The sequence below is a fragment of the Marinobacter sp. AC-23 genome (assembly GCF_001858325.1).
Lineage (GTDB): Bacteria > Pseudomonadota > Gammaproteobacteria > Pseudomonadales > Oleiphilaceae > Marinobacter.
The window spans coordinates 44,910-67,390 of record NZ_MBPP01000019.1 but is presented as its reverse complement, the minus strand read 5'-3'; the positions used below and the strand labels follow the sequence as shown (position 1 = coordinate 67,390).

Sequence of the window (22,481 nt, the reverse complement as noted above, 5' to 3'; positions counted from 1 at the left end):
GTTGTTTTCAGCTGTCCAGATAGTCATCACTGGTACGGATCCGAGGCCGTTCACCGCCCGCCATGGGAGCGGTGTCCCCATGGAACTGGGATTTGATCCGGCAGTCGTCACACATCTTGATGAGCTGAACATTATCAGAATTCTTGTACATCCAGTGCTGGTTTTCCAGTTTCTCGACGACTCGTTTAATGGTGCTCGCAACGCCAAACGGAGTGCCACATTTAATACACTCGAAAGGCTCCTCTCCATGCAAAACCCGGGCACTTAGCGCAGCCTTTGACACGTCCAGCCGGGGCTGCAGGGTGATGGCCGTCTCCGGACAAGTGCTGTCGCAGATGCCGCACTGAACACAGGCATTTTCCGTAAACTGAACCTCAGGTCTGTCCCCGTGATCGCCAAGAGCACCGGTCGGGCATAGTGATACGCAGGCCAAGCAGAGCGTACATTTATCGGAATCAATTTCTATCGCGCCATAAGGTGCGCCCGCGGGGAGCGGAATCGGTTCTTCGATTTTGTCCGACATAGCGGCAACTGCCACCCGCGTGATGTCCCGGCGACCGCCGATCAGCAGGATCGGGTCGCTCACTCGCCCGGCATTGGCACCCGCATCGCAGAGTTCGATGGCGGAAATGACCCGCACCCGGCTCGGCGAGTTATGGGTACCTTGGAGCAGGGCCTGAGCCAGTTCAACTTCCGCAGCCACCACCCGCCTATCTATCTCGTTGTCCGCAAGGATAAGGACCTCTGCGTAGCCCGCGCCGAATGCCGCCATTATTTCAGCATGGCCAATCCGGTCTATATGCTCCAGCCCCATCGGAATCAGATCGTCCGCCAGCCCGACATCGTATCGCGCCAGGTTGGCAATGGCGTCGGCACCAGCACCCAGGGTGTGAAACGCCAGACGCGGAGATTCGCTGGTATGTTCCCGATAGACTTTTGCCATCACCTCCACGACCTTGGTTATCGCTTCGAACGACGTTTCGTTCATGGTAATCGCGGAAGTGGGGCAGACGGCGGCACAGGACCCGCAGCCAGCGCAAATATCCGAATCGATCTGGATATGGTCCCCTGCAGAAAAAATGGCCTCTGTGGGACAGACATCCAGGCAGCGTGTACAGCCGGGTTTGTTGGCCCGTGAGTGCGCACACAGGGACTCTTCCAACCTGAAATACACGGTTTTCTCGAATTCACCAACCCGTTCCCTGGCAGTCAGGGCAATACGTTCCAGCTCGCCAGTCTTCTTCGGGTCAGCCCAGAAATAGCCGTTGCGTTTCTCATGACTTGGAAATGCCGGGGCACCACCCCGAAGGTCGATAAACACATCGCATTCGCTGCGGGCGGTGAGCTTTGCTTCGCCATAACCCAGCTCACCCCGTCCGGCCGGATTCAGGGTTTGCAAGTGGGCAAATTCCAGCTTGAAGTTGCCAAGTGCGCCGTAGGCTTTCGTCAGTTGACCTTTCGCAACATCGTAAGCAGCGGAGGGCAGTTGAATTGGGCCGGCATCATTAACAATACACGTGACGCCTAACTCGTCCTGAACCAGTTCGGCCATTCTGATGGCCTGTTCGGTGGGGCCGACAACACAGCAGATGCCGCTGGATTGAATGGTTTTCGCCGGTGCCATGGGGGGCGGCAGCTGAGCAGCAGCAATCAGCGCGGCCTGCTTGGCATGCTGGCGCTCTGGCTTGGCATCGGGGGCGCTCCAGCCAGCCCTGTCCCGGATATCAATAGTATGTAGGGGCGCGGCATGCTTAATCTCGGCGTATACGTCCTCGGACAGGCGTTCGAACAAAGCTGACTGTTGGCCACATGCAATGAGCACTTCATTGTTCGCGCCCAGATGTTCAGCGGCGACGTTTAATTCTGTACCACACAGTTGGTCCACCGCGATTACCTGCGCAGCTCCGGCGGCTTTCTGCAACGCCTTCGGATTGAAAGACTGTGTCTTGTCACAACTACACAAAAGTAGGGTCTTGTATGCCGTCATCAGGGGGTCAACTCTTTCGTTGTTTTTATACGTGCACGCACCAAATTTACTAATCGAGCATGCCATAGTCATTTACTTTTGGACAGTTGGATAATCGTTGTAGCCCTGCTATTTTGAAGCTATAAGAAAAAATGAGAATTGCCATGAATAATCGGACAGATCATTGGAGACGCGAATTACAGGTAGGTGTCGTTGTTCGCCGGTCACCTGGGGTGACTCGTTGGACACGGGATATCTGGAAACCGGTGGCTGTGATACCGGGGGCCCCGGAAGCGTTCTGGAAAGAAATGGTTCGCGAGGGAGAGGTGGTCGATTATCACGCGGGCACGGTCACGATGGAACTGTTCCGTGCCGACGTTGAGGGCTACTTGGTATCCCTGAATATGGCGGCTCCTTCTGTCTGGGTCGTAATGGACAGAGATGTCACGAGCCAGTCGCCATCCGGGTGGGTTGTCAGTGCCGTTACCGCCAGCGCCCATGACGCATTGGACGCTCTCGATAGCAGCGAAAGTATTGTCGAGGCGGTTCCCATTCCAGAATCCCTTGCGGCCTGGATCATGGAGTTTATCGACATGCACTATATAGAAGAGCCCTTCAAGAAACGCCGTCGAGACGAGATCCGTGTTGATGGCATCGAAGACGCTAAAGGCGATCCGCGTATCCGTCAGGAGAGCGATGTGTATCGCGCTCCCGGCAACATTAAAAAACCGAGACTTCAGTGATGGCCGAGTCACGCCTACAGCGTTGGTCGCGCCAAAAAGCCAAAGCTGCCAGGGAGCAGGAGCCTACGGCTCCTCCGGTCGTTGAAGCCGAGCCATCGCCAGAAGCGCAGGAACTCGCTGTCAATGACACCCTGCCGGAGCATGAAGTACTTGTAAAGTACGGGTTGCCTGATCCGGATGCCATCGAACTGGGCACTGACATCACCGGGTTCATGGGAAAAGAGATTCCCGAACTCTTGCGCCGCAAGGCTCTTCGGGCGTTATGGAAATCCAACCCTGTGCTTGCGGTGTTGGATGGCCTTAATGATTACGACGAAGATTTCACTGATGCCGGTCCCACGATTAAAGGCGCAAAGACCCTCTACAAGGTTGGACAGGGTTTCATTGATAGAGCCAAAAAGGTCGATGGGCAGATTGAAGACCAGATCGAAGAGCCTGCCAGCATAGTGGAGCATGTCAGACCTCCAGCGGTCGCCGAAGCCCCCGGAACAGACATTTCCCTTGAAGCGGGTGGAGCCTCGGATCAATCGGAACTTTCTGTGACACGCCAGGTAATGCGCCATGTGGAAAACGAACCGAATCAATCGGATGAGGATCAAACGCCACGCTTCCGCCCCCGGATGCGTTTTGAAAATTAACAGAATACGTTTCAGCCATTGGCGAACGATAGCAAAGTTTTTCCACTAATCTTGTGTGTGTACTAGACTAGTAGGTCAGACTGCAAATAATAATTAAAGGGACACGATTTGAACAACACAGCGGAAATTCAATGCCCGCGTTCGGTCACCGAAGAGGATCGCGCCCGGGCCCAGATCTATCAGCTTCTGGGCGTCCTGCTTTCCGGCCCGCCTTCGAGTGAGCTGTTGAAAGGGTTGGCGTCTTTGCAGGGTGACGACACCCCTCTGGGCGCGGCCTGCAAAAACGTGGCTGTGCTTGCGGAACGCACCAATCCCTATGACGCCGAGCGTGAGTACAACAACCTTTTTGTCGGGCTCGGTCGTGGCGAATTGCTTCCTTACACCAGCTATTACCTCACCGGTTTTTTGAATGAGAAGCCACTTGCAGCGCTGCGTACCGATCTTATGGCCAGGGGCATCAAAGCCCGCAGCGATGTCAAAGAACCGGAAGATCATATTGGCACCCTGTGCGAAATCATGGCAGGGATCATTATCGGCGAATTTCCCTGCGACAATGATCTGCCGTCGCAAAAAGCCTTTTTTGACACACACTTGGCAAAGTGGGCGGAATTGTTTTTTACTGATTTGGAAGAAGCGCAAAGTGCCATCTTCTACGGCCCGGTGGGCTCGCTGGGGCGGGCTTTCATGGCTGTAGAAGCAGATGCCTTTGCAATTTAGTAACCGGGATCTGAATGATTCCTTAACCCGTGGGGAGGTGTCCTATGGACAACCCGAAGCGTGAAAACAGCCGTCGCCGTTTCTTGAAAATGGCAGCAGTTGCAGCTCCGGCTGCCGTTGCAATGGCGGTTGCACCGAACGCCGCAGCGGAGGTCGTCAAACAAAACGTACCGAAAAGCCGCGGCCTGCGTGACACTGAACACACGCGTAAGTATTTCGAATCGGCTCGCTTTTGAGGAAGCGTGAATCATTCAAGGTTGCGTGATGCTCTTGGATGACCACACCTCCAGAAAAAACGAGAATAACAACGAGAGGGGTAAGAGACATGTTAAGGAAGAAGACCAACGGGGTAGCGAAACGCTCCCGTGCAGGCTCTTTGCTTTCATCTCTCGCTGCAAAGACGTTGGATCGCCGTCAATTTTTAACGGCTTCCGGTGTTGCAGTGGGTGGCATGGCGGCTTTATCGCTGACGTCGGGAAGGGTTGAAGCTGCGACCCCGTCGACCGGTGGCGGCGAAGTTGTCCTCAAAAAATCGGTATGTACGCACTGCTCGGTAGGCTGTACCGTCGAAGCCGAAGTTCAGAGTGGCGTATGGGTTGGTCAGGAACCAGGCTGGGACAGCCCCTTTAATTTGGGTGCTCACTGCGCCAAGGGCGCTTCAGTGCGCGAGCATGCCCACGGCGAACGTCGTCTCAAGTCTCCCATGAAAATGGTCAACGGCCAGTGGCAGAAGATTCCCTGGGATCAGGCAATCAACGAAATTGGCGACAAGATGCTTCAGATCCGCGAGGAAAGCGGGCCTGACTCGGTCTATTGGCTGGGTAGCGCCAAGTTCAACAATGAGCAGTCTTATCTTTACCGTAAATTCGCGGCGTACTGGGGCACCAATAACGTCGATCACCAGGCCCGGATTTGCCACTCGACAACGGTCGCAGGCGTAGCCAACACCTGGGGCTACGGTGCGATGACCAACTCGTACAACGACATCCACAACTCCAAGGCGATCTTCATCATCGGCGGCAACCCCGCCGAAGCGCACCCGGTGTCGTTGCTGCATCTTTTGAAAGCCAAGGAAGAAAACAACGCGCCGCTGATCGTCTGTGATCCGCGCTTCACACGTACCGCAGCTCACGCCGATGAGTTCGTTCGTTTCCGGCCGGGCTCAGACGTTGCGCTGGTGTGGGGCATCTTGTGGCACATCTTCGAAAACAAATGGGAAGATAAGGAGTTTATCCGCACCCGGGTTTGGGGCATGGATGAGATCCGTCAAGAGGTGAAACGCTGGAATCCGGAAGAAGTTGAGCGCGTAACCGGTGCGCCGGGCGCCCAGCTTGAGCGTGTCGCCCGCACCCTGGCCAATAATCGCCCGGGTACGGTGATCTGGTGCATGGGTGGTACCCAGCACTCCAACGGCAACAACAACACCCGTGCGTATTGCATCCTTCAGTTGGCGCTGGGCAACATGGGGGCTCCCGGCGGCGGCACCAACATCTTCCGCGGACACGACAACGTTCAGGGCGCCACGGATCTGGGTGTTCTGGCCGATACCTTGCCAGGCTATTACGGTCTGAGCGCTGGCGCCTGGGGCCACTGGGCGCGAGTCTGGGAGGAAGACGCGGATTGGCTGAAGGGCCGATTTGCCGTGTGGGACAAAAACGGCAAGTCCAAAGCCATGATGAACGAGAAGGGGATTCCGGTTTCGCGCTGGATCGACGGTGTACTTGAAGCCAAGGAAAATCTGGGTCAGCCGGACAACACCCGGGCCATGGTGCTCTGGGGCCACGCGCCCAACTCTCAAACCCGAATGCTGGAAATGAAGGAAGCGATGGAGAAGCTGGACCTGCTGGTCGTTGTGGATCCCTTCCCCACCGTTTCAGCCGTGCTGCACGATCGCAAGGATGGCGCCTACCTGCTGCCAACGACCACCCAGTTCGAGACATCAGGCTCGGTAACCGCTTCCAACCGTTCGCTTCAGTGGCGTGAAAAAGTCGTCGAGCCACTGTTTGACTCGAAAGTTGATCACGAGATCATGAAGCTGTTTTCGGACAAGTTCGGTTTCACCGATCGCATGTTCCGCAACATTGCCATTGAAGGTGACGAGCCGGTAATCGAGGACATCACTCGTGAATTCAATCGTGGCATGTGGACCATCGGCTACACGGGGCAATCGCCTGAGCGTCTCAAAAAACACATGCAGTACCAGCACCACTTCGACAAGACCACCCTTCGTGCAAATGGAGGACCTTGCGATGGAGACATCTATGGTCTGCCCTGGCCTTGCTGGGGCACGGCAGAAATGAACCACCCTGGAACACCGATTCTTTACGATATGTCCTTGCCAGTGTCCAAGGGCGGTCTCACTTTCCGAGCCCGGTTTGGTGTCGAGCGCAACGGTGAAAACCTGCTGGCAGAAGGCGTTTACTCGAAAAACTCGGATATCAAGGACGGGTACCCTGAGTTCACGATGCAGATGTTGATGGATCTGGGTTGGGATGGTGATTTGACGGCTGAGGAACGTGCCAGCATTGAAGCGCTGGCCGGTCCCGAGACCAACTGGAAGACGGATCTTTCAGGGGGTATCCAGCGTGTCGCAATCAAGCACGAATGCGCACCCTTCGGAAACGCCAAAGCGCGTACTGTGGTCTGGAACTTCCCTGATCCAGTGCCAGTTCATCGCGAGCCGCTCTACACCAACCGTCGTGACCTGGTCGTTGATTATCCGACCTATGAGGACAAGACGTTCTGGCGCGTTCCGACCTTGTACGAGTCTATTCAGAAGAAGGACTTCAGCAAGGAATTCCCCATCATTCTGACTTCCGGCCGTCTGGTCGAGTACGAAGGTGGCGGTGACGAGACGCGTTCCAACCCCTGGCTGGCCGAATTGCAGCAGGACATGTTCATTGAGGTGAATACGCGTGATGCGAACAACCTGAACATTCGCGACGGCAAAGACGTCTGGGTATCCGGACCGGAAGGCGGGCGCATCAAGGTCAAGGCAATGGTGACCGAACGTGTCGGCGAAGGCGTAGCTTTCATGCCGTTTCACTTCGGCGGGCACCTGGAGGGTAAGTCGCTGAGGGATAAGTATCCCAAGGGCTCTGATCCTTACGTTCTGGGTGAATCTACAAACGTTGTTCAAACATACGGGTATGACTCGGTCACGCAGATGCAAGAGACCAAAGCCACCCTGTGTTCGATTATGCCGGCATAACAAGAGGTGTAGACCATGGCACTTGAAGGACAAGCACGCGCAAAATTCCTTTGCGATGCCGAACGCTGCATCGAATGCAATGCTTGCGTGACGGCCTGTAAGAATGAGAATGAAGTCCCCTGGGGTATTAACCGTCGACGCGTGGTGACCATCGAAGATGGTAAGCCGGGCGAACGTTCGATCTCGGTAGCCTGCATGCACTGCTCAGACGCGCCTTGCATGGCCGTCTGCCCGGTCGACTGCTTCTACCAGACTGAAGACGGAATCGTTCTGCACTCCAAGGATCTTTGTATCGGTTGTGGGTACTGCTTCTACGCTTGCCCCTTCGGTGCGCCCCAATTCCCGCAAGCGGGTAATTTTGGCAGCCGGGGCAAGATGGATAAATGCACGTTCTGTGCAGGCGGTCCCGAAGAAGACAACTCAGCAGCCGAGTTCGCCAAGTACGGACGCAACCGTATTGCCGAGGGCAAACTTCCCCTTTGCGCGGAAATGTGCTCGACCAAAGCCCTGCTGGCCGGTGACGGCAACGAGGTGGCAGATATCTATCGCCAGCGTGTCGTGAGCCGTGGTTTCGGTTCCGGCGCCTGGGGATGGGGCACAGCCTACGAGAAGAAGGGTGCATAAGCTCGCCTGAGTGTTCCGGGGCCTTTCGGCCCCGGAATATATTGAGGCAAAGACTTCTTCTTGTTGATTCCGTTGGAGTGCTCTCATGAACTTGAAACTATTGGGTGCCGCCGTCTTTGTACTGGCGACACTGTCATTTAATTCTGTCTGGGCGGAAGAGGCCCCCGCGGTTGATCGCACAGCGACCGGGGGCGCTCAAACCCTGGAAGACATTATGGCTCGTCAGCAGAAGTTGAAAGTTGACGAGACTTTCCGGTCTGAGAATCTTGGTGATCCAGCCAATGCGGCGCCGATGACCGATCAACTAGGTACCCGCGGCGGGGTTTCTGACGCAGACACATACCGCTCCATTCGCTATAACGAATTCGACGCCAACACACAGGTTCGTGGGCCTGCGGCTGACGTCATGATCCAGAACGGAGGAATAAGCTGGTATAAGCTGCGCGAGGGACCGATCATCACCTATGGCGGCGGCGCGCTCTTAGGTTTCATCGCCCTGCTGGCGGTGTTTTATCTCATTCGCGGCAAAATCATGATCGATGGCGGCCCTTCAGGCACCACGGTTCAGCGATTCAAAGCCATCGAGCGTTTTGGTCACTGGCTGCTGGCCGGCTCGTTTATTGCGCTGGGCCTAACCGGGCTCATTACCCTGATGGGGCGGAGCTTCCTGATCCCTGTGATGGGGCCCGACGTCTTTGCGACTCTGGCCGCTGGTTCGAAGTGGGTTCACAACAATATTTCCTGGTCTTTTATGCTCGGTCTGGTGATGACGTTTTTTATGTGGGTGGCGCACAACATCCCTGGCAAACTGGATTGGCAGTGGCTCAAGGCGGGCGGCGGTATTTTTACCAAATCCCATCCTTCAGCAAAAAAATTCAACGCCGGTCAGAAGATTGTTTTCTGGGCCGTTATGGTGTTGGGCTTCTCGGTCTCTCTGTCTGGCCTATCGCTGCTGTTCCCGTTTCAAATGCCCATGTTCGCCGAGACATTTAGCGTCATAAACAGTGTCCTGGGAACGGAGTTCGCTACGGCCCTGACGCCGCACGAAGAGATGCAGTATGCCAACATCTGGCACTCGATCATGGCTTTCGTCATGATGCTCGCCATTATTGCGCACATTTATATTGGCACCGTTGGTATGGAAGGTGCGTTCGATGCCATGGGTAACGGTGAGGTTGATGTGGAATGGGCGCGCCAGCACCACGATCTGTGGGTGGCCGAGGTGGAGGCCAAGCAAAGCAAAGGAGAATTATCGTGAAAGTTATGATTTCTGCATTTGTCGCTTCCCTGGTGATTGCCTCCGCCGCCCCGGTGGTTCTGGGTCAGTTCGGATGGTCATCAGCCGAGCAAGAAAGCAGCGCAACGAGCGTGCGTCTTGACTGAACAATCAGAAACACACCAAATCGATGCGATCGGTTTGGTGTGTCCTCTCCCCGTTTTGCGCTTTAAAAAGCGCATTCAGGGTTTGCCCAGCGGGACACACGTCGAATTCCTGGCCGATGACCCCACCGGCCGTCGGGATTTACAAGCGCTGTGTGAGATAGCCGGCCACCGGATTGAATGGATCCGGGAGGAGGGCGCAGGCGTCCTCCGTTATTGTATCTGTCTGGCATAATTGACGTTCGGGGCTACTTATCCCAAGCCTCACCCCGAGCAACATCTGAAGCCTTCTGCTCCACCCAATGCTCCCCGGCCTCAGAGAGCTCCTTCTTCCAGAACGGCGCCGAAGTTTTCAAGGCGTCCATAATAAACTCGCAAGCCGCAAACGCATCCCCGCGATGGGCGCTGCACACACCCACAAATACGATCTGCTCCTGCAGCAACAACCTTCCAACCCGATGAATCACCCGCGTTTTACGCACATCCCAGCGCCGCGACGCCTCCTCGATCAACCCGGCAATCACCTGCTCCGTCATCCCCGGATAATGTTCCAGAAACAAGCCCGACACATCCTGCGTATCGCCGCTATCCCGCACCAGCCCTGTGAAGGTAGCAATGGCTCCAGTACCGGCGCCGCTGCCCCTCAGAGCGGTATACTCGGCACCGCAATCAAAATCCTCAGTCTGAATACTTATCATCCTAACCCCCTGTTACCGGAGGGAAGAACGCCACTTCATCCCCGGCCTTCACTGGCGCTCCAGGCTTGGCCATAGCCTGATTGATCGCAATCATCACCGGCTGGCTACCTTGCAGTTGTGCCCAAGGGCCGCCGCGGCTTGCCAGCGTTGCAAGCAGGTCGCCAGCGGTCTGGTCCGTGTCTGCCGGCAACGTGAGTTGTTCCGTACCCAACTCTTCCCTGAGGCGGGCAAAAAAACGAACGGTCAGGGTCTGGTCAGTCATATCAGCTCAATAACTCAGTGAATGGGTAATAGGTCAGCAGGTCTCCCTCTGCAATCATCGCGTGTTCCGGAACCACTGCAAGTCCACCTGACCAACAGGCAGAACTCAGCGCGCCAGAACTTTGGTTTGTATAAGCGGTGACCTGAATTTTTCCGTCAACTGATTCCGTGCGCGCACGCAGGAACTCTCTGCGTGCCGAGGGCGAAGTAACATTAAGGGCTGCAGGCACCTGCTGACCTACAGGGTGAATCTGCAAGCGCCCCTGGCAAGTGCGGATGTAAGGCATCCCCACCATCAGAAAGGTTACCAGTACCGAAGCCGGATTGCCTGGCAGGCCGAATACCGGTGTGCCCTTGATCGAGCCAAACGCCAGAGGCTTGCCGGGTTTGATCGCCATACGCCACAGCAACAGTTGCCCGAACTCTTCCAGCACCGCTCGCACGTGGTCTTCCTCACCGACAGAAACACCGCCGCTGGTAATAACGAGATCCGCTGCTGCAGCTGCGCGTTCAAGGGTTTCCCGGGTAGCAGAACGTGTATCCCGCAGGGTTTCACACAGCACGACCTCACAACCTGCCTCTGCCAAAAGACCAAGCAGGGTGAAACGGTTGGTGTTGTAAATCTGGCCGGGCCCCAAGGGAGCGCCTGGCTCTACCAATTCATCACCTGTTGACAGAATCGCCACCCGCAGTTTCTTCACCACAGCAACTTCGGCTACACCCATGGACGCCAGAAGGCCCATTTCCTGGGGTCGGATTTTTATACCTTTTGCCAGGCCCAGGCTGCCTTCAGCAAGATCATGGCCGCGCCTGCGCATGTTCTGATCGGCTTTTACTTCGCCGTTGATGAGGATGCCGTTGTCTGTAACCTCGACCCGCTCCTGCATGATGACCGTGTCAGCACCGGCTGGAATCTCGGAGCCGGTGAAGATGCGGACAGCCGTGCCTGGTTGCAACAAGCCAGGCGCAGAGCCAGCGGGGATTCGGCCAGACACCGACAGAGCCTGACCGTGAACATAATCTTCAGCGCGCAGGGCGTAGCCATCCACCGCGCTGTTATCCGCGGGTGGCACATCCGCCGGCACATGATAATCGTGAGCCAGTATCCTGCCCAGGCTTTCTGTGAGGGGCAAAAGCTCGGTTGCCGTAATCACCGGCGCTTTGCTCAAGAGGTGGGCGATAGCCTCATCAACCGGCGTCAGATTGGCTGCCATGGTTTTCTCTCCGTGTTCAGAATTAGCGTGCGGCGCGCTTGCCAATAACTTGTTGAAGGCGTTCAACAGCGCGCTCCGGTTTGCTGCCGACCAGCGCCGAAAAGTTGCAGGGGCCGTGGCGACTGTCGAGTTGGGTGCTGAGAATACCGTTCCAGCCCGTGCGACAAGCTCCGGTGGAACCCGGCAGGCAGAAAATAGCCGTATGGTTGGCAAGGCCGCCAAAAGCTCTGGATTGAATGGTGGAGGTGCCAATTTCCGAGGCGGACTGGCGGCGGAATTCCTCGCCAAACCCTTCAATGAATTTATCGAGCAGCGGTGCAACAGCTTCCGGGGTACTGTCGCGCTCGTAAAAACCGGTGCCACCGGTAATGATCACCACATGAACATCCGGCTCTGCAATCCAGGATGACATGGCCGCTCGCACCAGATAAATGTCATCTGGCAGTATGCGCCTTGAAATCAGTTTGTGCCCGGCTTCAACAACACTGTCTTCAAGAAATTGACCGGAGGAATCTTCATCAAACCCGCGGGTATCGGAGACCGTAAGAATCGCGACATTGAGAGGTTTGAGTTTGCTGGCGAGTTCACTGCTCATGGGAATCTACTCCGAAAATCACAGGGAAAATTTTGGCTACCAGTATCCCTTTGAGTGGCGGGGAATGGAAGGGAGTAACCCCTCAGAGGGAGGTCTCCTGGATCAATTTCCGGTGATCTTGATGGAATTTTGGCGTTAATTTGGCCTGCGGACTTGACAATGGTTACCAAGGTAGCAGATTATCGCTCTTGCCCTACGAACGGTTGTTCCCACTCTACTGGCTTCAGTTATTTATTCCGGATTCTATCCGCACCGGTTGCTTCATCGGCCAGCATCTGTTTTGACAACGATTTTAAAAAATATGTTCAGGGGCACCCCCGTCATTCCAATATCCGTTTACTTCCATTCTTGAAAATCTAATAACTTATGAACCTTACCGAACTCAAGCAGAACTCCATGCCCGAATTGCTCGACATCGCGCAAGAGATGGGCCTCGATAACCTAGCACGCTCACGCAAACAGGATGTGATCTTCACCATTCTGAAGAAGCATGCAAAAGGCGGCGAAGACATTTATGGCGATGGCGTACTGGAGATTTTGCAGGACGGTTTCGGCTTCCTCCGCTCTGCGGACGCTCCTACCTTGCCGGGCCAGACGACATTTACGTGTCCCCCAGCCAGATCCGTCGCTTCAACCTGCGCACCGGTGATACCGTTGCTGGCAAGATTCGTCCGCCAAAAGACGGTGAGCGCTACTTTGCCCTGTTGAAGGTCGCTGAGATTAACTTCGACAAGCCGGACAACGCCCGTAACAAAATCCTGTTTGAAAACCTGACGCCGCTGTTTCCTGATGAACGTATGCAACTGGAAACCGGTAATGGTAGCACCGAGGATTTGTCGTCCCGCGTGTTGGATCTGGTTGCGCCCATCGGCAAAGGCCAGCGTGGTTTGATTGTATCGCCACCCAAGGCCGGTAAAACCCTGCTGATGCAGAGTATTGCCCAATCCATTGCCCGCAATCATCCAGAATGCCACATCATTGTGCTATTGATTGATGAGCGCCCGGAAGAAGTGACTGAAATGCAGCGCACCGTGCGCGGCGAAGTAATTGCTTCCACCTTCGATGAGCCACCTGCGCGTCACGTTCAGGTTGCCGAAATGGTGATCGAGAAGGCCAAACGCCTGGTTGAGCACAAGAAGGACGTGGTTATCCTGTTGGATTCCATCACTCGTCTGGCTCGTGCTTACAACACGGTGATTCCATCCTCGGGCAAAGTATTGACCGGTGGTGTGGATGCCCATGCGCTAGAGAAGCCTAAGCGTTTCTTCGGTGCGGCCCGTAATGTAGAGGAAGGCGGAAGCCTGACGATTCTTGCGACGGCCCTGGTGAACACCGGTTCCAAAATGGACGAAGTGATCTACGAGGAATTCAAGGGCACAGGTAACATGGAAATTCACCTGGATCGCAAGATTGCCGAGAAACGTGTATATCCTGCTATCAACATTCGCAGTTCCGGCACCCGCCGCGAGGACCTGCTGATGAGCGACGCGGATATCCAGCGTGTATGGATTCTGCGTAAGCTGCTGCACTCCATGGACGACGACACTGCGGCCATCGAGTTCTTGCTGGACAAGCTCAAAGAGACCAAGACCAACGACGAGTTCTTCCAGTCGATGAAGCGCCGCTAGATCTAGAGTCCTAGTTTTGAGCTAACTGGCGATCAGGTGAACGCGGTGAGGGCCTGCTTTCCCAGACTGTGTCTTGCCATGGATGGCAAGATCAAGCCCCCAGGGATGGGTTTACGGCGTGTCTGGGAAAGCAGGCCCTCATTGCGTTCTGGCACCTGACGAGAAGTCTTGAAGGCGGTGAACTCCGTATTAGAAGCTAACCGGGAACGGAGCCAACGATGAAATACAACGACTTGCGGGACTTCATCGACCAGTTGGAGAAGCTGGGCGAACTGAAGCGTATCTCAGTTGAAGTAGACCCCCATCTGGAAATGACCGAAATCTGCGACCGCACATTGCGGGCAGGTGGGCCTGCGTTGTTGTTTGAAAACCCTAAGGGCTACGACATGCCCGTGCTTGCCAATCTCTTCGGCACCACCAGAAGAGTCGCTCTGGGCATGGGGCAGGACGACGTAACAGCGCTCCGTGACATCGGCAAGCTGTTGGCTTATCTCAAAGAACCGGATCCCCCTAAGGGCTTCAAAGACGCGATCGAGAAGCTGCCACTGCTTCGGCAGGTGATGCGCATGAGTCCAAAAGTGCTCAGGTCTGCGCCCTGCCAGGACGTGGTGATCGACAAAGATAAGGTCGACCTGTACCAGATTCCGGTACAGCACTGCTGGCCCGGTGATGCAGGGCCGCTGGTTACCTGGCCGTTGGTGATTACCCGTGGGCCGCACAAAGAACGGCAGAACCTTGGCATATACCGGCAGCAGGTGATTGGTCGTAACCGGTTGATCATGCGTTGGTTAAGTCATCGTGGCGGGGCACTCGATTTTCAGGAGTTTCAGAAAGAGAACCCTGGGAAACCCTATCCGGTAGCAGTGGCTCTTGGTGCGGACCCGGCTACCATCTTGGGTGCCGTAACGCCCGTGCCCGATTCGCTTTCCGAGTATGCGTTTGCCGGTTTGCTACGGGGTAGTCGTACCGAGTTGGTGCAGTGTGGTCTCAGTGATCTGCAGGTGCCAGCTAGCGCAGAGATTGTGTTGGAAGGTTTTATTTATCCCGATGACCATGCGCCGGAAGGCCCGTTCGGGGACCACACCGGTTACTACAACGAAGTGGACGAGTTTCCTGTGTTCACCGTTGAGCGCATGACTCACCGCAAAAATCCGATTTATCACAGCACCTACACCGGCCGGCCACCGGATGAACCGGCCATTTTGGGTGTGGCGCTGAACGAAGTTTTTATTCCCATTCTGCAAAAACAGTTCCCTGAAATTGTGGATTTCTATCTACCGCCGGAAGGCTGCTCGTATCGCCTTGCAGTGGTGACCATGAAGAAGCAGTACCCAGGCCATGCCAAGCGCGTGATGATGGGTGTATGGTCGTTTTTACGGCAGTTTATGTATACCAAGTTCGTGATCGTGACCGACGACGATGTGGATGCCCGTAACTGGGAAGATGTTATCTGGGCCATTACTACCCGGATGGATCCTGCGCGTGACACCATGCTGGTAGAAAATACGCCCATTGATTATCTCGATTTTGCTTCACCAGTGTCTGGCCTTGGCTCCAAAATGGGGATGGACGCCACCAATAAATGGCCGGGCGAGACAACTCGTGAGTGGGGCGAGCCTATTGCCATGACCGACGCCGTAAAACAGCGGGTGGACGAGCTCTGGGATAGCTTAGGGATTGAAACCGCACCTGTTCGCCCCGATTAATATGAACAGTGGGCTGTGGCGGGTAAATCTTGAGCCATCCGCGATCCGTTACATGGCCGCCGCCGACGAAGACTTGCTGAGCGCTGCCGCCCGTGCGGGTATTGCCGTTCCACACGCCTGTAAAAACGGCGTATGTGAGCTCTGCGAGGCCCAGCTGCTTAATGGCTCTGCATTGAACACCCGAAACCAACAGACGATTCCGGTCGGCGCGCGGCTGATGATGTGCAGAACCGCAGCGTTGGACCATCTTGAACTGGAGATTAGCGCCGTTATGGCTGCAGGAAAGAACCAGCCCCGAAAGTTTCAGGCAAATGTCGTGGACGTAAGTTCTATCAATCATGATGTGTATCGGGTTGAGCTTCAGTTGCCACGGCGGCGGGAGCTGTCCTTTCATGCTGGCCAGTACCTGTCAGTGAACCTGCCAGATGCTGAACCCTGCTATTTCTCTATCGCCAGCAGCCCGCTGGATCAGAATATTGAGCTGCATATCCAGGCCTCCCCCGATTGGGTGTCAGCACAAAAGGTGATTGATGCGCTAACCTCTGGTGAAACGGTCAATCTGGAATTGCCCCATGGTAAATCTTGCCTGGCCTGCGCGCCGGAAAAGCCGTTGCTTCTGGTTGCAGCTGGCACCGGGTTTGCTCAGGTGAAAAGCCTGGTGGATTATTTGCGCGCTACATCCTGTGCTCAGCCGGTAAAGCTGTTCTGGGGAGTTCGCCGTCATGAAGACATGTATCTCAGATCCATGGCCCGGCAATGGGAGCAGGACTGGCCTGGCTTCACGTTTAATCCCGTGGTGGGTGATGACGAGGATAGCGACTGGAGTGGGCATCACGATCAGCTCGTGCGCGCTGTCTTGGCTTCTGGCATGGACTGGAATAACGTGGAAGTACACGCCAGCGGCTCGCCGACGATGGTCTACACACTGATGGACGCCTTGGTAGAAGCAGGGTTACCGTCTGAGGCATTCTTTTCTGATGTTTTGGAGTATGCACCCCGGAGCTAAAACAACAAAGGTGTCAGAGCGAAAGCTCTGACACCTTTGTTTCTTTCTCAAGCTTTTGGCATGGGCAGCTTTGGAAGCCCATTATCTGTTGCCAGCCCCTGCATCATAAGTTTGATACTCAACTCACCATCGCCCATGTGGGCGCTTAGGCGGCTCAGTTCTGCCAGCGCTTCCCTGCTGCGGCGTAACCTCAGGCTCGTTTCGAAATATTCCCTGGCCTTGCCCCACAATTCATTGCGAAGGCTCAATCGGCCCAGTGCCAACAGCAGCTCCGCATTGTTAGGTCGGTCTTTTAGCCACTGCTCGGCGGTGAGCAGTTGTTCGCCTGGTTTGCGACCTTCTATGCGGCCATATAAGTTGACTAGGTCATCGCTCCAATGGTTTTGCAGCACCTTGCGAAGTAAGGTTTCTGTCTGAGCTTCATCACCAAGATCTGCCAGCAGGCGTGCATAGTCACCGATGGTTTGTTCGTCTTTGCGCAGAAAACCTGGCAGCTCATCCCAAAGCCGGGTGAGTGGTTCCAGTGATGTGCGCGGATCGTCCTTTTGCTGGCGTCGACAGTCTTCAGCGGCTCGCTCTAAAAGGTTATGCCACACCTGCCGCTCAATCTCTCCCAGTTCTGATTCCGGCAGCACGCTGCGCTTGCGCAGCTCCGGTAGCAGCTTCGATAGCTCGCGCCAGTCTTCAAGACGAAGGTAGGTGTTTGTGAGCAGCTTTAGTACAAAGGGGTGGTGTGGAGACTGTTTGCGCAAGCGCACCAGAGTGGCTAGGGCCAGTTCCAGGCGATTGCCCGCAAGTTGAAGCTGGGCCTGTGTAATGCCCACGGCCATATCTGACCCCGGAGTACTTTCAAATGCCTTTCTTAGCAGTTCGTCCTCAGCCTCGTGGTCACCGCACTCGAAGGCTGCCTGGGCGGCCGCCAGATAATTAATAAGCGGGGTGTCTGCGTGGCTTGCGGCCGAGGTGAGCATTTTGCGGGCCCTTGGCCAGTTTCCTTCCGCCAGAGCCAGCAGGCCCCGGGTGGTGCGACGCCTTGCCCGGCGCTCTTTGCCTCGGGAAACCCAGCCGGCAATCATCCCGCTGCCGTGTCGCATACGGCGGAAAAGGTTGATCGTTAAAACGATCAACGCGATCACTACGATGAGCAGGGCAAGGCCAACCCAAAAATTGGTCTCGAGCAGGTAGTTACCCAGACTGATACGAATATAGCCCAGGTCGTATTGCAGCCCCAGAGACAGCCCGGTGCCAATTATCAGGGCAAACAGAACGATCAGAAGCAGGCCGATCATGAATCATCGCCTCCGTTGCCATTGTTGAGTCTGCCTGCCAGTCGCTCTTTGAGCAGATCCAGGGATTTGCTGATATCTGGTAAGTCTGGCGCAACGTTGTTTGTGGCCAGTTCCGTCAAGGTGTTCGACAGTGCGCTTACCCGTGGGTTGCTTCCGTCGTACCAATCTTCAACAGCCGCTTGGGCCTTGCTCAGCGCGCGCTCATACAGAGGTTGGTTCCCTCTGAGTACGGCCATTTCTGCCTCTTCCAACATCAGCTGTAAATTCAGCCGAGCGTAGGCGCTTTGGTCGGGCGACAGTAATGGTTTTACCGACTCATCCAGGCGACGCACCACAACAACCTGCATGAGTGTGGATTTAAATTTTTGCCAAGCTTGTGTCAGCATGCTTGGCTCACCTCCGGCGGGTGGGGCACCGTCTGATTGGGAGTTGTTCACAAAACCAGGCGCTTGTTCGCTGATCAGCGCCTGGTCGGTGAGCTGGTGAACGCTATCGATGGCGGCTTCCAGGGTGAGATAAAGGCCGGTTCTGTCGACCCCGGTTATGCCTTTAAGCGCCAGGATTTCCCGGGCCAGCTGCTGGCGTACCGGGTATACCCCTATGTCATCAGATTCCGTGAGTACTTCATCGGTGGCTTGAAGTGCAGACAGGGCACCGCGAATATCTTTTTCAATCAACAGGCGTTGATTGGCGATGCGTAGCAGGTACTCTGCCTCTGCCAAGAGCCAGTCTGTGCGGGTACGGTTTCCGGCTTCCAGCAGTTCGCGGGCGTTGTGATCAATCTGCCGCTGTTGAGTGGCGATCAGCTCCCGTTGGGAAGTGAGCTTTTCTTCCAGAGATTGCAGGCGTTGGCCTTGCTGGCTGCCTCGGTCGCCGTAAAGCTTCTCAAGCTGAGCGGTATCCTGCTGGAGGCTTTTAAGCGTCTGCAAGCTGGCTTGCTGGCCAGTCCATTGCTGCCAGTTCCAAAGAGCCAGTGCGGCAACACAGATCAGGGCAATAACGGCTATAACCCATACTGGCCAGATTCTCTGGCGAGCGGGTTGGTCTTTGTCGATCGGGGCGGGTAATTGTTTTGTTGTCTCAGTCACGGGCGTCCTTACTTGGCTGTTCCGGAGCCACCGTCCCGGCCTGCCAGCTGCTCTGCGACGGCGGCCACGATGTCATTATCGGCAAGGCTTCCTGGTATATACGGAGCATTGAATCCCGCCACGCGAGCCTGATCGGCTATGCGCCTGGCGGGTACAATGACAGGCCTATCGTATAGATTATGGCTGCAATTCGCACATAGTGCGATGAGATTGTTCAGGGTTTCTCCGGAGAGCGCAATAATGGCCTCCGGTGCAAACTGATTTAGGGCTCTATCAATCTGTACTGGCGTGTAGTCTGGGCAGAATCTTCGATAAAGCGGCATTACGGTAACTCGCGCGCCGCGGGCTTCCAAGGTTTTTCGGGTTAGCTCTCGCCCTTCTTCACCGCGGGCAACCAGCACACGCTCGCCGTCGAGCTGCGCCAGAGAAGGTAACCTAAGCAGTGCTTCACTGGTCCAGCCCTCATCGGGCTTACGCGGGCTCAGGCCATGCTCGGCAAGTGCTTTGGCGGTGCCTGCTCCCACGCCATACCAGTTCAGGCCTGCAGGAAGCTGGGGCCACCAGGTGTCCAGTTCTTCCAGCAAAAGGCGCGCAGCATAGGGGCTGACGGCTATAACGTGGGAGAATTCGTCAAGGCTCAGAATAGTTGTGCGCCGCTCCGGAGTCTCCGGCAGCGGCTCCCGCTCCACCAGAGGCAGCACGTGCGTCTGGGCGCCGGCAGACTGAAACTGCCGGGCTAGCCGAGCCGCTTCTGGCTCTGGCCGGCAAATCAGAATGCGCCGGCCTGCCAGGCTGGGTAGGTCAGTGCGGAGTGTGGCCATAGACTTCAGCCAGCACTTTGTCTGCGCCCTGCGCCAAAAGTTCTTCTGCCAGTTCACGGCCCAGGCGCTCTCCTTCCGCCCGGGGTGCACGGCCTTCGGCACGCAGGATTAGCGTGCCATCAACCGCGCCAACCAGGCCGCGTAGCCATAGGGTGTTGTCGTCTTCCAGCAAGGCATAAGCTGCGATAGGCACTTGGCAGCCGCCTTCGAGACGGCGATTGAGAGCTCGCTCGGCTTTCACCCTGTCGGACGTGTCGGTGTGGTTTAGGGGTTCCAGCATAGCGCGCAGTTCGTCATCATTGAGCCGGCATTCGATGCCGAGGGCTCCCTGACCAACCGCCGGCAGCGACACCGTGTCTGGCATGGAGTAGCGAATCCGGTCATGAAAGCCCAGACGTTTGAGGCCAGAGCTGGCTAGTACGATGGCGTCGTAATCACCGGCGTCCAGCTTTGCCAGCCGGGTGTTTACGTTGCCCCGCAAAACGCGGATCTCCAGATCTGGTCGGTAGGCGCGCAGCTGGGATTCCCGGCGCAGGCTAGCCGTACCAACCACCGAACCGTGGGGGAGGGCGTCAACGTTGTCGTAATGATTGCTGACGAACGCATCTGTGGGGTCTTCCCGTTCGCAGATGGCAACCAGCCCCAAGCCTTCGGGAAAGGCCATGGGGACATCTTTCATGGAGTGCACGGCAAGATCCGCGCGACCATCGAGCATGGCTTCTTCCAACTCTTTTACAAACAAGCCTTTGCCGCCGATTTTGGCCAAGGGGACATCAAGAATTTTATCGCCCTGGGTTTTGATCTTGACCAGCTCCACAACCACGTTGTCGTGGAGGCGTTCCAGTTCGGCCTTGATGAATTCCGCCTGCCATAACGCCAAGGCGCTGCTACGAGTTGCGACACGAAGAGTTCGTTTGGACATTGTGCTCACTGTCGATTGTAAAAATGTTCGCCAAGGTTACCTTGTGGCATCGTAAAAGTCCCGTGGGTGGCTACTATGCTCCGCCCGGCGCAGCAAGATGCGACCCTATCAATCTTGTTTAGCTGGGTTGCGGCCCTTGTAGCCACTGGCGCACGCTGCTGGTGTGGCGGCGGCTAACCTGAAGCTCGCCCAGAGCATCCTTGAGTAACACCAGATTGCTGCCCTCTGCTGTGCGTTTCAGCGCCTGAATAAACCGCACGCCTACGAGTGTGTTGCGGTGAACTCGGAGCAGTTGGTGCGGATAAGCATTTTCCAGTTCTTTCAACGTGTAGTCAGAAACTGTTTCCCCACGCGCGTGGTGAATAGTCACGTATTTCTGATCCGCCTGACAATAGCGGATCTCGGCTATATCAATTAATTCAGTACCTCTGTGGGTACGAACCGTCAACTGCCCGTCGTTTGCTTCCTTCCAGCCTGCATTGTTGCCAGCGTTGGCGCTGGAAAGCGTTCGTAACTGCACCCGGTTAAGCCGTCCGGCGCGGGCCAAAGCTTCTGCCAGCGCCTCCTTGCGCACCGGTTTGAGCAGGTAGGCCGCAGCCTGCACATCGAAAGCCTGAATGGCGTAGCTGTCGTAAGCCGTGCAAAAAATGATGGCCGGGGGGTTGCTGAGCTGGGTCAGGCGCGCGGCGGCCTCCATGCCATCAAGGCCAGGCATGCGTATGTCCAGCAGTAGGATGTCTGGCTGCAGTTCGGCAACTTGAGCGAGAGTCGTATCGCCATCACTTGCTTCGCCGCATACCTGATATTCCGGGAGATCTTCGGCCAGCCGTCGCAAGCGCTGCCGGGCCAGAGGCTCATCATCGGCTATTAGAATCGTCTGTTTGGTCATGAGTGCTGTGTGGTTTTTGGCAGCCGTAGGGTAACGGTATAAACGTTTCCTTGATGGCTGTGTTTCAGCACGGCAGCCTCCCCGAATAGCGCTTGCAACCGTGCCTGAATGTTGTTCAGAGCCATGCGGTTGCCGCTGTGCTGGCTGCCGTTACTGTCTGGTTTGGGGTTTTGCACGAGCAGATACACAAAGTTGCCCCGTGCTTCTGCTTCTATGCGCACCGTACCACCCTCTGGCCGCGGCTGTATGCCATGATAAACCGCGTTTTCAACTAACGGCTGCAGAGTTAGCGGCGGTATGGCTTGGCGCTCCAGGCCATCGGCAATGCACCATTCCAGGTTCAGGCGAGGGCCTAGTCGCAGTGCTTCAATAGCAAGATAGCGCTGGCACAAGTCCAGTTCCTTTGCCAGCGGGATGAGCTGGTCGCCCGTGCGCAGGCTGGCGCGAAAGAGTTCGGAAAGATCCAGGACAGCTTCTTCGGCCTGCTCCGGATCCGAGGCAATAAGGCTGGCGATGGTGTTCATGCTGTTAAACAAAAAGTGCGGCTGTATACGTGCCTGCAGCGCTGCCAAGTGTGCCTGCATTTCTGCTTCCCGTTGCTGTTGCCACTGGTGCTGTAAATAGAAGTAACGCAGTACCATCAGCACAATCAATAGCGCCAACAGTAGCTTTTTGGCGATGGCTTGCCACCCGATGATGCCCGGTTGTGGGTGCAAAACACTGTCGGCGAACAAGCTGAAGGCGAGCACGTCCAGCAGCACGATAGCAGCAATGGCAAGGGTAGCCCGGGATACCGGCATTTTGGCCAGCCGGGTTCTCAGCAGGCAGATGAGTGCTGCGCTGGTGAGGGTAGTCCATTGCACAAACAGCGACAGGAGTGCGAAATAGTTCCAGTCGATCCAGCCGTTACTGGCCTGAACAATGGCCAGCACCAGCACCAGGAGTTCGCTGGTAATAAGCAGCATGAATACCGACCGCACCCGGCAAAGGTCCGGCACGAAAAAATCTTGCATCACGGCTGTCTTATCCCCGCTTGGGGGTGTCTCTTTTCTACGGGTCAGAATGCTATACTCCCGCCATATTCA

Annotated in this window: 22 protein-coding genes and 1 pseudogene; 12 read left to right on the top strand and 11 right to left on the bottom strand. The window is 55.9% G+C overall.

From position 1 onward, the window contains the following. Nucleotides 1-7 precede the first annotated feature (7 nt). The gene (locus BCA33_RS07585) at nt 8-1,987 is read right to left on the bottom strand and encodes a 4Fe-4S binding protein (protein WP_071264703.1); all 1,980 of its coding nucleotides are present in this window, start codon (nt 1,985-1,987) and stop codon (nt 8-10) included. A gap of 143 nt (nt 1,988-2,130) precedes the next feature. Here BCA33_RS07585 and BCA33_RS07580 point away from each other — a divergent pair, with 143 nt between their 5' ends. The 9 genes from BCA33_RS07580 to BCA33_RS19715 all read left to right on the top strand — a co-directional run bounded on the left by BCA33_RS07580 (nt 2,131) and on the right by BCA33_RS19715 (nt 9,514). Continuing rightward, nucleotides 2,131-2,709 (top strand): DUF3305 domain-containing protein, encoded by a 579-nt coding sequence (locus tag BCA33_RS07580; protein ID WP_071264701.1) that lies wholly within the window; start codon nt 2,131-2,133, stop codon nt 2,707-2,709. Continuing rightward, on the top strand, nt 2,709-3,347 hold the full coding sequence (locus BCA33_RS07575) for a DUF3306 domain-containing protein (RefSeq protein WP_071264700.1): 639 nt from the start codon (nt 2,709-2,711) through the stop codon (nt 3,345-3,347). Before BCA33_RS07580 ends, BCA33_RS07575 begins: the two co-directional genes overlap by 1 nt. A gap of 108 nt (nt 3,348-3,455) precedes the next feature. After that, nucleotides 3,456-4,064, top strand: coding sequence for a molecular chaperone (locus BCA33_RS07570; RefSeq protein ID WP_071264699.1), 609 nt, complete (start codon nt 3,456-3,458; stop codon nt 4,062-4,064). Nucleotides 4,065-4,108: 44 nt separating this feature from the next. After that, nucleotides 4,109-4,300, top strand: coding sequence for a twin-arginine translocation signal domain-containing protein (locus BCA33_RS07565; protein WP_071264698.1), 192 nt, complete (start codon nt 4,109-4,111; stop codon nt 4,298-4,300). Between the two features lie 89 nt (nt 4,301-4,389). Beyond that, the gene (locus BCA33_RS07560; RefSeq protein ID WP_071264696.1) at nt 4,390-7,275 is read left to right on the top strand and encodes a molybdopterin-dependent oxidoreductase; all 2,886 of its coding nucleotides are present in this window, start codon (nt 4,390-4,392) and stop codon (nt 7,273-7,275) included. A gap of 15 nt (nt 7,276-7,290) precedes the next feature. Further along, the gene (gene fdh3B / locus BCA33_RS07555) at nt 7,291-7,899 is read left to right on the top strand and encodes a formate dehydrogenase FDH3 subunit beta (RefSeq protein ID WP_071264694.1); all 609 of its coding nucleotides are present in this window, start codon (nt 7,291-7,293) and stop codon (nt 7,897-7,899) included. A gap of 214 nt (nt 7,900-8,113) precedes the next feature. Next, complete coding sequence (locus BCA33_RS07550) at nt 8,114-9,157, top strand: formate dehydrogenase subunit gamma (protein ID WP_254774250.1); 1,044 nt, start codon at nt 8,114-8,116, stop codon at nt 9,155-9,157. Continuing rightward, nucleotides 9,154-9,282 carry a hypothetical protein gene (locus tag BCA33_RS22550; RefSeq protein WP_302848219.1) on the top strand — a complete coding sequence of 43 codons (129 nt, stop codon included), beginning with the start codon at nt 9,154-9,156 and terminating at the stop codon, nt 9,280-9,282. Before BCA33_RS07550 ends, BCA33_RS22550 begins: the two co-directional genes overlap by 4 nt. Further along, the gene (locus tag BCA33_RS19715) at nt 9,275-9,514 is read left to right on the top strand and encodes a sulfurtransferase TusA family protein (RefSeq protein WP_083394671.1); all 240 of its coding nucleotides are present in this window, start codon (nt 9,275-9,277) and stop codon (nt 9,512-9,514) included. Before BCA33_RS22550 ends, BCA33_RS19715 begins: the two co-directional genes overlap by 8 nt. Before the next feature lie 13 nt (nt 9,515-9,527). Here BCA33_RS19715 and BCA33_RS07545 read toward each other — a convergent pair whose 3' ends face one another. Genes BCA33_RS07545 through moaB form a run of 4 tightly spaced genes read right to left on the bottom strand, consistent with a single transcriptional unit; the run spans nt 9,528 to nt 12,047 of the window. Then, nucleotides 9,528-9,977 carry a molybdenum cofactor biosynthesis protein MoaE gene (locus tag BCA33_RS07545; protein WP_071264690.1) on the bottom strand — a complete coding sequence of 150 codons (450 nt, stop codon included), beginning with the start codon at nt 9,975-9,977 and terminating at the stop codon, nt 9,528-9,530. 1 nt (nt 9,978) lies between these two features. After that, the gene (moaD, locus tag BCA33_RS07540) at nt 9,979-10,239 is read right to left on the bottom strand and encodes a molybdopterin converting factor subunit 1 (RefSeq protein ID WP_071264688.1); all 261 of its coding nucleotides are present in this window, start codon (nt 10,237-10,239) and stop codon (nt 9,979-9,981) included. A 1-nt stretch (nt 10,240) separates the two neighbouring features. Further along, nucleotides 10,241-11,452, bottom strand: a complete 1,212-nt coding sequence (glp, locus tag BCA33_RS07535) for a gephyrin-like molybdotransferase Glp (RefSeq protein ID WP_071264686.1) — start codon at nt 11,450-11,452, stop codon at nt 10,241-10,243. Nucleotides 11,453-11,474: 22 nt separating this feature from the next. Continuing rightward, on the bottom strand, nt 11,475-12,047 hold the full coding sequence (moaB, locus tag BCA33_RS07530) for a molybdenum cofactor biosynthesis protein B (RefSeq protein ID WP_071264684.1): 573 nt from the start codon (nt 12,045-12,047) through the stop codon (nt 11,475-11,477). 366 nt (nt 12,048-12,413) lie between these two features. On the opposite strand from moaB, the pseudogene rho reads away from it, so the two are divergent. The 3 genes and pseudogenes from rho to BCA33_RS07515 all read left to right on the top strand — a co-directional run bounded on the left by rho (nt 12,414) and on the right by BCA33_RS07515 (nt 16,387). Continuing rightward, nucleotides 12,414-13,675 (top strand): annotated as a pseudogene (gene rho / locus BCA33_RS07525) (transcription termination factor Rho). A 218-nt stretch (nt 13,676-13,893) separates the two neighbouring features. Continuing rightward, on the top strand, nt 13,894-15,381 hold the full coding sequence (gene ubiD, locus BCA33_RS07520; RefSeq protein ID WP_071264682.1) for a 4-hydroxy-3-polyprenylbenzoate decarboxylase: 1,488 nt from the start codon (nt 13,894-13,896) through the stop codon (nt 15,379-15,381). Between the two features lies 1 nt (nt 15,382). Beyond that, entirely contained in the window at nt 15,383-16,387 is a 1,005-nt protein-coding gene (locus BCA33_RS07515) for a 2Fe-2S iron-sulfur cluster-binding protein (protein WP_175469728.1), read from the top strand. A 47-nt stretch (nt 16,388-16,434) separates the two neighbouring features. On the opposite strand, the gene BCA33_RS07510 is transcribed toward BCA33_RS07515, so the two are convergent. The 6 genes from BCA33_RS07510 to BCA33_RS07485 form a co-directional block, all read right to left on the bottom strand. Next, nucleotides 16,435-17,676 (bottom strand): heme biosynthesis HemY N-terminal domain-containing protein, encoded by a 1,242-nt coding sequence (locus BCA33_RS07510; RefSeq protein ID WP_071264679.1) that lies wholly within the window; start codon nt 17,674-17,676, stop codon nt 16,435-16,437. Further along, nucleotides 17,673-18,764 carry a uroporphyrinogen-III C-methyltransferase gene (locus BCA33_RS07505; RefSeq protein ID WP_071264676.1) on the bottom strand — a complete coding sequence of 364 codons (1,092 nt, stop codon included), beginning with the start codon at nt 18,762-18,764 and terminating at the stop codon, nt 17,673-17,675. Before BCA33_RS07505 ends, BCA33_RS07510 begins: the two co-directional genes overlap by 4 nt. 8 nt (nt 18,765-18,772) lie before the next feature. Continuing rightward, the gene (locus BCA33_RS07500; protein ID WP_071264674.1) at nt 18,773-19,585 is read right to left on the bottom strand and encodes a uroporphyrinogen-III synthase; all 813 of its coding nucleotides are present in this window, start codon (nt 19,583-19,585) and stop codon (nt 18,773-18,775) included. Beyond that, nucleotides 19,566-20,507: a hydroxymethylbilane synthase gene (gene hemC / locus BCA33_RS07495; protein WP_071264672.1), complete on the bottom strand. Its 942-nt coding sequence runs from the start codon at nt 20,505-20,507 to the stop codon at nt 19,566-19,568. Before hemC ends, BCA33_RS07500 begins: the two co-directional genes overlap by 20 nt. Nucleotides 20,508-20,625: 118 nt before the next feature. Then, entirely contained in the window at nt 20,626-21,396 is a 771-nt protein-coding gene (locus BCA33_RS07490) for a LytTR family DNA-binding domain-containing protein (RefSeq protein ID WP_071264670.1), read from the bottom strand. After that, the gene (locus BCA33_RS07485) at nt 21,393-22,409 is read right to left on the bottom strand and encodes a sensor histidine kinase (RefSeq protein WP_071264668.1); all 1,017 of its coding nucleotides are present in this window, start codon (nt 22,407-22,409) and stop codon (nt 21,393-21,395) included. Before BCA33_RS07485 ends, BCA33_RS07490 begins: the two co-directional genes overlap by 4 nt. Between the last annotated feature and the right edge of the window lie 72 nt (nt 22,410-22,481).